10 protein-coding genes and 1 tRNA gene are annotated in these 11,617 nt (G+C 65.1%); all 11 read left to right on the top strand.

What is annotated here, in order from left to right; translation table 11 throughout:
* Positions 1-4: 4 nt before the first annotated feature.
* The 11 genes from H6A15_RS05920 to H6A15_RS05970 all read left to right on the top strand — a co-directional run bounded on the left by H6A15_RS05920 (position 5) and on the right by H6A15_RS05970 (position 11,603).
* Entirely contained in the window at positions 5-457 is a 453-nt protein-coding gene (locus tag H6A15_RS05920; RefSeq protein WP_204672835.1) for a PTS sugar transporter subunit IIA, read from the top strand.
* Between the two features lie 53 nt (positions 458-510).
* Positions 511-819: a PTS fructose transporter subunit IIB gene (locus tag H6A15_RS05925; RefSeq protein WP_204672836.1), complete on the top strand. Its 309-nt coding sequence runs from the start codon at positions 511-513 to the stop codon at positions 817-819.
* 38 nt (positions 820-857) lie between these two features.
* Positions 858-1,904 (top strand): fructose-specific PTS transporter subunit EIIC, encoded by a 1,047-nt coding sequence (locus H6A15_RS05930; protein WP_204672837.1) that lies wholly within the window; start codon positions 858-860, stop codon positions 1,902-1,904.
* Between the two features lie 78 nt (positions 1,905-1,982).
* A complete protein-coding gene (locus H6A15_RS05935) occupies positions 1,983-4,592 on the top strand; it encodes an alpha-mannosidase (RefSeq protein WP_204672838.1) in 2,610 nt (869 codons plus the stop codon).
* Between the two features lie 8 nt (positions 4,593-4,600).
* Positions 4,601-6,088, top strand: a complete 1,488-nt coding sequence (locus H6A15_RS05940; protein ID WP_204672839.1) for a rhamnulokinase — start codon at positions 4,601-4,603, stop codon at positions 6,086-6,088.
* The gene (locus tag H6A15_RS05945) at positions 6,082-6,507 is read left to right on the top strand and encodes an RbsD/FucU family protein (protein WP_204672840.1); all 426 of its coding nucleotides are present in this window, start codon (positions 6,082-6,084) and stop codon (positions 6,505-6,507) included. Before H6A15_RS05940 ends, H6A15_RS05945 begins: the two co-directional genes overlap by 7 nt.
* Before the next feature lie 36 nt (positions 6,508-6,543).
* The gene (locus H6A15_RS05950; protein ID WP_204672841.1) at positions 6,544-8,331 is read left to right on the top strand and encodes an L-fucose isomerase; all 1,788 of its coding nucleotides are present in this window, start codon (positions 6,544-6,546) and stop codon (positions 8,329-8,331) included.
* A gap of 68 nt (positions 8,332-8,399) precedes the next feature.
* Positions 8,400-9,044 (top strand): L-fuculose-phosphate aldolase, encoded by a 645-nt coding sequence (locus H6A15_RS05955; RefSeq protein ID WP_204672842.1) that lies wholly within the window; start codon positions 8,400-8,402, stop codon positions 9,042-9,044.
* 215 nt (positions 9,045-9,259) lie between these two features.
* Complete coding sequence (locus H6A15_RS05960; RefSeq protein WP_204672843.1) at positions 9,260-10,162, top strand: peptidoglycan-binding domain-containing protein; 903 nt, start codon at positions 9,260-9,262, stop codon at positions 10,160-10,162.
* Between the two features lie 54 nt (positions 10,163-10,216).
* Positions 10,217-10,290 (top strand) — tRNA-Gln (locus tag H6A15_RS05965).
* 575 nt (positions 10,291-10,865) lie between these two features.
* Positions 10,866-11,603 carry a response regulator transcription factor gene (locus tag H6A15_RS05970; RefSeq protein ID WP_239462403.1) on the top strand — a complete coding sequence of 246 codons (738 nt, stop codon included), beginning with the start codon at positions 10,866-10,868 and terminating at the stop codon, positions 11,601-11,603.
* Positions 11,604-11,617 lie beyond the last annotated feature (14 nt).

Below are 11,617 nucleotides of genomic sequence, written 5' to 3' on the forward strand. Positions count from 1 at the left end.
AAACATGGAAAACCTGCTCACCAACGACCAGATCATGCTCAACACCGTGTGCTCCACGAAAGATGAGCTGTTCGACATCGTTTCCCAGCGAGCGTTCGAGCTTGGGATCTGCGATTCTGCCGACGGCGTGAAGGCCGACCTGCTGGCTCGCGAGAGCGAGATGGCGACGGGCATCAACTGCGGCTTCGCGATTCCTCACACCAAAAGCGCGCACGTGCAGCATCCTGCGGTCATGTTCGTCCGCACGACTGCTCCGCTGGAATGGGAGACCCTGGACGGCAGCGAGGTCACGCGCGTCATCGCGCTGCTCGTGCCCGAGAGCGGTCAGAACACCCACCTGAGGATGATCGCGCATCTCGCATCGAGCCTCATGGACCCTGAGTTTATCGAGTTCCTCTCCGCGGAGGAGGACGTCGACGCCCTGAGAGAGAAGATCTCCGAGCGTCTTTCCGAGTAACGACAGGCTAGAGCGGCGCCCGCGGGGCGCCAGGAGACAAAGGAGCAAGAAAGATGAAGGTTGTTGCTGTAACCGCTTGCATCTCGGGCATCGCCCACACCTACATGGCCAAGTCCGGCATCGAGAACGCCTGCAAGGCCATCGGCGCTTCCTGCCACGTTGAGACCCAGGGCGCCATGGGCATCGAGGACCGCATCCCGCAGGACGAGATCGATGCTGCCGACGTGGTCATCTTCGCCGTCGACACCACCGTCACCGAGCGCGACCGCTTCGAGGGCAAGAAGGTCCTCGAGGTCGGCACGAGCGAATGCGTGAAGGACGCTGCCGGCGTCGTCGCGCGCGCCATCGAGCTCGTCGGCTAATTCTGCCTTTTGTTAGCTGCAAGGAAAGGAGAAACGCAGTGAATGCCAAGCAGCTAGGAAAGGACATCATGAGGCACTTCAGCACTGGTGTGTCCTACATGGTTCCTGTTGTCGTTGCGGGAGGTATCATCACCTCCGTGGCCACCATCATCGGCGGCCAGGGCGTCTGGACGGAGACCGAGACGTTCTGGGGCGTCATGCGCATGATTGGTCAGACGGGCCTGAACTTCGTCGTCCCGATGATTTCCGCGTACGTCGCCTACTCCATTGCCGACCGTCCCGGCCTCGCGCCCGGATTCATCACCGGCCTCATCGCCTTCACGATGGGCACCGGCTTCCTCGGCGGCATGGTGACCGGTCTGTGCTCCGGCTACCTCGCCAAGGCCCTCAAGGGAATCAACCTGCCTGCGCGCGTGCAGTCCCTCAAGGTCATGTTCATTATCCCCATTGTGACCACGCTTTGCATCGGTTTGTTGCTGTGGTATGTCGTCGGCACTCCGATCGCCTGGCTCACCACCTCCCTTGATGCCTGGCTGAACAGCCTCCAGGGTGCCGCTGCCGGCGCCATGGGCGCGATCCTCGGCGCCATGATGGCCTTCGACATGGGCGGCCCGGTCAACAAGATCGCCAACACCTTCGGCAACGCCGCGTTCGTCGAGGGCGCCTATCAGTCCTCCACCCTGGTGCTAATGGCCATCTCCATCCCGCCCACCATCGTGTTCCTCGCCACCCTGCTCGACCGCAAGAAGAAGCTCTACTCTGACGCCGAGCGCGAGACCAGCGTGACCGCCATGATCATGGGCCTGTGCGGCATCACCGAGGGCACCATCCCGTTCGCCCTGGGCGACCCCCTGCGCGTCATTCCCTCCATCGTTGTGGGTACGTCGCTGTCCTGCGCCCTTGCCGGCATCTTCGGCATCGTCTACCCGGTCCTGCTGACCACCTACATGGCTATCCCCTTCGCAAACAACATCCCTGTGTACCTGGTTTGCGTCGCGGTTGGTAGCTTGGTCGGCGCCTTGATGCTCAATGCCCTCAGAACCCTCAAGCTCAAGAAGCAAGAGGCTGCCGAGGCCACTGAGTAACATCGGCAAGCTCGAAGGGCGTCTGCACCGCATGCAGGCGCCCTTCATTTTTAAGAAATGCGACGCGAAAGGCTAAAGATGGCTAACACGCATTTGGTTCAGAACACGCACTGGGACCACGAGTGGTACTTCACGGCCGAGGATGCCCGCCTGCTGAGCGACCAGGTGTTCACCGAGGCGATCGAGGAGCTGAAGCGCAACCCGCGCGCCCACTTCTGCCTCGATGGCCAGTCCTCAATCGTGGACGAGTATGTGGAGCTCAACCCCGAGCGCGCCCAGGACATCAAAGACCTCATGGCTGCGGGCCGACTCGACGTGGGCCCCTGGTACACTCAGACCGACGCGCTCCTGGTGGGCCCGGAGTCCATCATGCGCAACATGATGGTGGGCGTGCACGACATCCGCACGAAGTACGGCGAGCCCATGATGCTGGGATACCTGCCCGACACCTTCGGCTTCAACGCCCAGATTCCCTCGATTCTGAACGCCTGCGGCATCGACACCTTCATCGGCTGGCGCGGCATCGACTACGAGAACCAGGCCGGCGCCCCCTACTTCGTGTGGAAGTCCCTGGGGGACCATGCCGTGTATGCCGCCAACATGCCCCATGGCTACTCCATGGGCGTCATGCCCGTCGACGCGCTCGAGCGCATCGACGAGTACGTGAAGGTCAAGCTCGATCCCGAGGTCGCCTTCGTCCATGACGTCGCCGGCGACGAGGAGATCCTCATGCCCTCCGGCATGGACCAGAAGAACATGATCATCGACTACGACAAGGTCGTGGACGAGTACAACCGCACGAGCGAGAACACCTGCATTCACTCCACCTTCGGCACCTTCATGGACGTCCTGCGCAAGCGCGGGGGCCTGCCGGAGTACCGCGGCGAGATGCGCGAGCCCGTCTACGCGCGCGTGCACCGCACCATCGGCTCGGTCCGCACCCAGATGAAGCAGGCTGACACCGCCCTCGAGCAGAAGCTGCTCCGCCGCGTGGAGCCCCTCATGGTGCTCGCCGAGTCCTGCGGCATCCGCATCTCCAACGGCGCCCTGCTGCGCGCGTGGAAGAAGCTGCTGGAGAACCAGGCGCACGACTCGATGGGCGGCTGCGTGTCCGACAACGTCGCCGAGGACATCTTCCACCGCCTGAAGGAGGCCAACGAGATCGTCGAGGGCATCGAGAACCTGGTGGTCAAGCGCCTAGCCGACGATATGGGGCTTGCTCCCAACGAGGTGCTGCTCATCAACACCGACCCCAAGCCGTTCTCCGGCGAGAAGACGGTGCACGTCGTCGCCGCGAGCAAGAACCTCACCTTTGAGGGCAGCGACCACGCGGTGCTCGAGTCCGAGCGCTACTACCCGGCCCGCCAGAACGTCATGATGTGGGGGCCGATGGGCCTGGAGTGCACCGAGGAGCCGCCCTACTTCGAGCTCGACGTCCGCCTGCATGTCGAGATTCCCGCCTTCGGCTATCGCGTGATCTCCTTCACCGAGGGCGAAGGCGCCCTCGAGGAGTACGTCGAGGAGAGCTCCGCGAGCATCTCCAACGACGCCTACACCGTCTCCTTCGAGGAGGGGCATGTGAAGCTCACCTGCGCCGGCGGCCGCGTGATCGAGGACTTCTTGGCGCTGACCGACATGGGCAACGACGGAGACACCTACGATTTCTCGCCCATCGCCGGCGAGCCCGAGCGCGTGCTCTCCTTTGACTCCGCCATGGTGCGTCGAGCCACCGGCCGCTCCGAGCTGGTGCTTTCCGGCTCCGCTGAGCTGCCGTGCGACCTTGCCGACCGCATGGTCGAGGACGGCAAGACCGCCGAGGTGGCCTACACCGTGGCCCTGTCGCTCGGCGAGAGCGAGACCATCGAGGGGCAAATCTGGATCGACAACACCGTGCTCTCCCACCGCATGCGCCTGAAGGTGCGCACCGGCGTGGATAGCGACGCGTCGATCGCCCAGATCCAGGGCGGCTTTTTGGCCCACACCCGCGTGGTGGCGCCTGAGACGTGGGCCGACCGCTATGTCGAGAAGCCCTCGCCGCTCGAGATCTTCGACAAGAGCGCGTCCGCCGAGACGACCGACGGCTACCTGACGGTTTTCGCCGACGGCATCAAGGAGTACGAGAAGGACGGCGACGCCCTCCTCATCACCCTCATGGGCACCACGGGCCAGCTCGGCAAGCCCGACCTGGCTTGGCGCCCGGGTCGCGCGTCGGGCGACACGACCTTCGCCGGCCACATCATGATGGAGACGCCGCTTGCCCAGGAGGTCGGCGAGCATGTCGTCACCTTCGGCATCGCGATCGCAGGCGGTGCGTTTGACGAGGAACGCGTGGCCAAGCTCGCCGAGGAGCGCCTCGTCCCCACCGTGAGCTACCAGCGCCAGAACCTGAACCTGTTCATCAACCGTCTGGACAACAAGATCTGGCCCCAGCAGTTCCCGGTCGAGCGCCCGCGCGAGCTCTCGCTGCTCGACCTCGGCGAGGACTGCATCGTGTCGGCCATCATGCCCTCGCTCTACGACAAGCGCAGCTTCGTGGTCCGCTTGGTGAACCCCACCGCCAAGGAGGCGACGGTTCCCGCCTACCTCCTCGAGCACGCCGAACGCGTGAACGCCCTTGAGGACGCCGTCGAGGCCGGCGAGACCATCGAGGCCTACGGGTTTGCCACCTTCAAGCTTCCCATCGCGTAGGTGAGATGATGAGCGTGAACGAGAACACCGGCGCCATCCATGTTGCCGCCGTCGACCTCGGTGCCTCGGGTGGCCGCGTCATCGTGGGCACCTATCGCGAGGGCCAGCCGCTCGCGCTCGATGTGATCTATCGCTTTGACAACGGCCCGGCGGATGCGCCGGGCCCCCTGCGGTGGGACATCGACCGGCTGGTACGCGAGGTGCGCCGCGGCCTCGATCTGGCGGCGGAGCGCTATGAGCTCACGAGCGTGGGCATCGATACCTGGGGCGTCGACTATGGAATGCTGGACGCCGAGGGCGAGCTGCTCGAGGCGCCCGTGCACTACCGCGACGCGCGCACCCAGGGCATGGCCGACGAGCTCGCCCAGCAGGGCGGCCTCTACGACCTGTTTGCCGCCACCGGCACCCAGATGATGGACATCAACACGGCCTTCCAGCTCAAGGCGGCACTCCGAGACGACCCCGAGCTCGAAGGCAGGGTGGACTCCATCCTGCTCATGCCCGGCCTGATCGCCTACCTGCTGGGCGCCGATCGCGGGTGCGAGCCGTCCGAAGCCTCGACGACGCAGCTCGTGGATGCCGCCTCCGGCACCTGGTCCGACGCCGTGTGCGACCAGTTTGGCATCCCCGTGCGCTGGCTGCCCAAGATCGCCTCAGAAGGCGCGCATGCCGGCTCGGTGGAGCTTTCTGACGGCGCGCACGTACCCTTCGTGCGCGTCTGCGGGCACGACACGGCGAGCGCGGTGGCGAGCATCTCGCTTGCCGGTACCGACGCGTTCGTGTCGTGCGGTACCTGGTCACTCGTGGGCGTGCAGCCCGCCTCGCCGGTGCTTGGCGCCGACGCCTGCGACCTCGGGGTATCGAACGAGCGCGGCGCCGAAGGGTCGGTGCTGCTCCTGCAGAACTGCACGGGGCTCTGGATCGCCCAGGAGCTCAGGCGAGAGCTCAACGCGGCGGGGGCCGACCTTAGCTGGGATGCGATTGTCGACCTCGCCGAGGCGGCGCCTGCTGAGGGGGCTCTGATCGACACCGAGTCGCCCGAGTTCGGCGTGCCCGGCTCCATGAGCGAGCGCATCCGCGCCTTCGCCGAGGCCCACGGCGAGCAGCCACCCGCAGGAGCGGGCGAGCTGTTCCGCTGCGTGTACGAGAGCCTCGCCGCCCGCTATCACCTGGCGATCGAGGAGCTCGCCCGCGCGACGGACAGGCGCATCGAGCGAGTTCGCATCATCGGCGGAGGCTCCCAGAACCGCGTCATCTGCCAGCTGGTGGCCGACACCTGCGGGATCGAGGTCATCGCGGGCCCCGTGGAGGCGACCGCCATCGGAAACATCTTCGTGCAGCTCAAGGCGGCAGGCGTGGGCGAGTCCCTGGCAGAGGTCCAGGGGCGCGTCGAGCTTGCCGAGCAGATGCACGTCTACACGCCCGCGGCGGCGCCCTCGAGGGAGCGCCTCGCGTGGTACCGCAGCGCAATCTGTCATAAGGAGGCAGCATGCTAAAGGGAGTCCCCGCAGTCATCTCGCCGGAGCTGCTCAAGATCTTGGCCGAGATGGGCCATGGCGATGAGATCGTGATCGCCGACGCCAACTATCCGGCGGCCTCGACCGCCAAGCATCTCGTGCGCGCCGACGGCATCTCGGCGCCCCAGATCCTCGATGCCGTCTTGACCCTCATGCCGCTCGATACCTATGTGGAGGCGCCCGTCGCCCTCATGGCCACGGTGGGCGACGACCCTCGCCCGGAGATCTGGGACACCTACCGCGTGATCATCGACGAGAAGGCTGGTGCAGACAAGGCCATCGAGCACGTGAGCCGCTTTGACTTCTACGACCGCGGCGCCAATGCCTATGCCGTCATCGCCACCGGCGAGCATGCGCTGTACGCGAACCTCATCCTCAAGAAGGGCGTCATCAACTAATCCGAACCTGAAGTTTGATACGAAAGAAGGATAACCATGGTCAACTATCCCAAGATCGGCATCCGTCCGGCAATCGACGGCCGCCAGGGCGGCGTCCGCGAGTCGCTGGAGGAGCAGACGATGGGCATGGCGCTTGCCGCCAAGGAGCTCATCGAGGCCAACGTCCGCTATGCCGACGGCACCCCTGCCCAGTGCGTGATCGCGCCCGGCACCATCGGCGGCCGCGCCGACGCCGATGGTGCCCGCCAGGCGTTTCTGGGCGAGAACGTGGTGGCCACGCTGACCGTGAGCCCCTGCTGGTGCTACGGTACTGAGACCCTCGATTTGGACCCCACCACCATCAAGGCCATCTGGGGCTTCAACGGCACCGAGCGCCCCGGCGCGGTGTATCTGGCCGCCGCCATGGCCGCCCACGCCCAGTGCGGCCTTCCGGCGTTCAAGATCTACGGCCACGACGTGCAGGACGCCGACGACAAGACCGTGCCCGCGGACGTGCGTGAGAAGATCATCGACTTCGCCCAGTGCGCGCTGGCCGTGGGCCAGATGAAGGGCAAGGCCTGGGTCAACCTGGGCGCCTCCGCCATGGGCATCGCCGGCTCGCAGGTCTCGGTCGAGTTCTTCCAGAAGTATCTGGGCATGTCCGTCGAGTTTGTCGACATGACCGAGCTCCTGCGCCGCATGACGCTGGGCATCTACGACGAGGAGGAGTACGAGTGTTGCCTGGCGTGGATCCGCGCCAACTGCAAGGAGGGCCTCGACATCAACGCGGGCAAGGACCTGCCCGAGATCATCACCAAGTCCAAGGTCGTTCCGGCCGACAAGGACTGGGAGTTCATCGCCAAGCAGGCCGTGATCGTGCGCGACATCCTCTTTGGCAACGAGAGGCTCGCCGAGATAGGCTGGCTGGAGGAGGCACGCGGCCGCAACGCCATCGCCGCCGGCTTCCAGGGCCAGCGCCAGTGGACCGACTGGCTGCCCAACGGCGACTTCGTCGAGGCGATCATGGCCTCCACCTTCGACTGGAACGGCGCCCGCCAACCCACCGCCTTTGCAACCGAGAACGATACGCTGAACGGCGCCGCCATGTTGCTCGGCACGCTGGTGACCAACACCGCGCCGGTCTTCTCCGACGTCCGCACCTACTGGAGCCCCGAGGCTGTCAAGCGCGTCACCGGCTATGAGCTCGAGGGCAGCGCCGCCAACGGCATCATCCACCTCATCAACTCGGGCGCGACCGCCCTCGACGCCACCGGCGCCGCCCGCGACGAGCAGGGCAAGCCGGTCATGAAGCCCTTCTGGGAGATGACCGAGGCCGATATCGACGCCTGCCTGGAGGCGACCGACTGGTGCCGCGCCAACTTCGAGTACTTCCGCGGCGGCGGCTTCTCGTCCCACTTCAAGACCGCGGCCGAGATGCCCGTCACGATGATCCGCGTGAACATGGTCGCCGGCGTGGGCCCCATGCTCCAGATCGCCGAGGGCACGACCTGCGTGCTGCCCGACGAGGTGCACCGCACCCTGGACGAGCGCACCGACCGCACCTGGCCCACCACCTGGTTCGCCCCGCGCCTGGGTGCCAAGGGCTTCGAGACGGTCTACGACGTCATGAACCACTGGGGAGCCAATCACGGCGCGACCGTGTACGGCCATGTGGGCGACAAGCTCATCACCCTCGCCAGCATGCTGCGCATCCCCGTCGCCCTGCACAACGTCGAGGACGAGCGTATCTTCCGCCCGGCCATGGTCGACGGCTTCGGCACCAAGGATCTCGAGGCGGCCGACGCCGCGTTCTGCCGTGCCTTCGGCCCGCTCTATAAGGCCTAATTGAATCCATCGCGGGCCCGTCCGGGCGGGCCCGCCCGTTTTGTGCGACCACGCACCGAGGAGACAACATGTTCGACAAGAAAGCACTCGTCGAGTACGGCAAGAAGCTCGTGAACGCCGGCCTGACCAAGGGCACCGGCGGCAACCTGAGCCTGTTCGACCACGAGCAGGGACTCATGGCGATCACTCCCTCCGGCATCGACTTCTTCGAGATCCAGGAGGATGATATCGTCATCATGGACAAGGAGGGCAAGGTCGTCGAGGGCACGCGCACGCCGTCGTCCGAGTGGGAGATGCACCTGCGCACCTACCTGGCCCGTCCCGAGATGAATGCGGTCATCCACGCCCATACCATGTACGCCACCGTGCTCGCCTGCCTGCGCCAGCCGCTGCCCGCGACCCACTACATGGTCGCCGTGGCGGGCAAAGACGTCCAGGTCGCCGACTACGCGACCTACGGCACCCATGAGCTCGCGGTGAACGCCGTCCGCGCCATGGAGGGTCGCAAGGCGGTCCTGCTCGCCAACCATGGCATCCTTGCCGGCGCGAACGACCTGTTGAATGCCTTCAACATCATCGAGGAGGTCGAGTACTGCTCCAAGGTCTACTGCATCGCCAAGGCCATGGGCGAGCCCGTGGTGCTCGACGACGCCGAGATGACCGGCATGCTCGAGCGCTTCAAGACCTATGGCCAGCGCACCGCCCGCGACTAGATCTGCCACGCCGCGGCCTCCCTTCCGGCAACGACGCCCAAGGGAGGCCGCGGCTGCCTTTTGGGCCGCGAACGTGGAATCTTTCTTGTTGTGGCTGCGCCGCGCCCTGCGGCACGGACGGATGCCGGGCGTCTTGGTAGACTATAGACGTATATGGACGCAACGAGCGCGCTTACCCGCTTGGGCGAGGGCGTATCGATAGGGAAGGATTCCGCATGGAGCCAATCGTCGCAGGCATGCGAGGCCCCGCCGTAGAGGACGTGCAGGCGCGCCTGACAACCCTGGGGTACCAGATCTCCCAAGATGAGGTCGCCTCGCAGCACTTCGGCCCCTCCACGGGCACAGCGGTGCGCGCCTTCCGCGTGGACAGCGGCCTTGCGGGAGACGACACGGTGGACATGACGTGCTGGAGCAAGCTCGTAGACGCCTCGTATCGTTTGGGTGACCGAACGCTCTACCTGCGTCTTCCCAACTTTCATGGGGCGGACGTCCTCGAGCTGCAGCATGCGCTCAATGCGCTGGGCTTCTCGTGCGGTGAGGCCGATGGCTATTTTGGCCCGCATACCGAGGCGGCGCTGCAGCAGTTTCAGGAGAACGTCGGCCTCTTTGCCGACGGCATGGCCTTTAGCGACACCTTCAGCTACATCGACCGGCTGCGCCATGTGTGGGAAGGCAAGCCGTCGGTGAGCGAGGCGGAGCTTCGTACTGGTTTTGCTCGCGCGGCGAGCGTGCTCGAGCGCTATCAGATCGCCGTGGTCGGCGAGGACCCCATTGCGCGCAATGTGGCGTCGCGCATGTGGAATATCGCTTCTGCCACCACCGAGACGAGCGGCATGCAGCTCTGCGACAACGAGGCTCCCGACAATGTGGACCTGGTGCTCGAGATTGCAAGCGAAGGCCTGCCCGACGACGCCGCCCCGCGAGCCACCATTGTTCTGGTGGAGTGTGTGAATGTGTCGCAGCGTATCCGAACCGCCCTCGCCGCCGCCGCGTCGCGTCCGGCCCGCCTGCGCATCGAGCTCACCGGCATGACGCAATACGGCTCGTTCACCTCGAGCGATGCCCAAGGACTTGCCGTGATGCTGCTCGATGGCGTTTGCGATGCGCTGAGCGATTAGGTACACTCTGTAGAGTTGCGACGCGGATTGAGTTAGTTGCGTCTGCGAACCATTTGGGGCATCGTCCAGCGGCAGGACCCCGGTTTTTGGTGCCGGTTACGGGGGTTCGAATCCCTCTGCCCCAGCCAAGAAAAACAGCAGGTCAGACACGGTAAACGGTCTGGCCTGCTTTCTTTTTGTCCATTGGTGGGCCAAAACATGGGCCAAATGTGGGCCAAACATGCCGTGAGATAGCGAATAATCGTGTTCGTAGCGTCTTTAGCACCCTCGGCGTCCAGCCATGTGAGGGCCACGCACGCCGCTGTCCTCGCGCCGGAATTGGACATGCCCATGGCCTCCGCCACCTCGTCCCACCTCATGAGGGCTAGACAGTGGAGCCTCGGCGCCTCGGGCCCGCGTGCTGCCGTGCGGCATGCGGCCGGAGATCTTCTGGTGCAGAATGGACGGCTCGGACAAGCCTCTGATGCAGAACGGCCGCTAAGGCCCCGTAATCGGCCTCTTAGCGGCCGTTCTGCAAAAGAAGCCCGCGATGGGCGTCCATTCTGCAACAGAAGTTTGTCTGCCGGCCGCCGGCATGGCGCTCTTGAACCGTCGTAAAGGTAGGAATAATGTCGACAAAGCTCTGCCATGATAAGGGCAGGATGACGCCGACGCATGAGCCAGGCAGCGGGCCTGGCGAACGGCGGCGGTGCGGCCCCGTGGGATGGGAGTGACGATGCAGGGCTCAAAGCGGCTGCTGATCGTGGACGATGAGTCCGCGATCGTGCATATGTTGGACGATTACTTTCGCATGGAGGGCTACGAGACCGTATGCGCCCTCAACGCAGGCGCAGCCCTGCAGGCGGTAGAGGCGGCGCTTGCGGGAGGGCGGGGCATCGACCTTGCCCTGCTCGATGTCAACATGCCTGGGATGGATGGGTTTGAGCTGTGCCGCCGTGTCCGGGAGAGCCTCGAATGCCCCATCATCTTTTTGACCGCACGCATAGAAGATGCCGACCAGCTCGACGGCTTTGCCGCGGGGGCCGACGACTACGTGCTCAAGCCGTTCTCGCTGCAGGTGCTGGGCAGCCGCGTGAAGGCGCACCTGGCGCGCGAAGATAGGCGCGACTCCTCACGCGATGCGGGCGTGCTGAGGTTTGGCGACGTCGCCATCGACTACGCTGCACGCGTCGCTACGGTCAATACGTCTTCGGGCGTCGTGGCGCTCGACCTGACGCGCACCGAGTTCGACATCATCGCGCTGTTGAGCAAGCATGCGGGCAGGGTCTACGACCGCTCGCAGATCTACGAAGAGGTGTGGGGCTGGGATGCCACGGGCGACCCATCCATCGTGCGCGAACACGTGAGAAGAATCCGCAAGAAATGCCAAGATGCCGGAGGCCCCGTGGACCTCATCGAGACGGTGTGGGGCGTGGGCTATCGCTGGGCGGCAAGGTCATGAGGGCGCAAGGCGGC

This window comes from Enorma phocaeensis (assembly GCF_016901575.1).
Taxonomy (GTDB): domain Bacteria; phylum Actinomycetota; class Coriobacteriia; order Coriobacteriales; family Coriobacteriaceae; genus Limicola; species Limicola phocaeensis_A.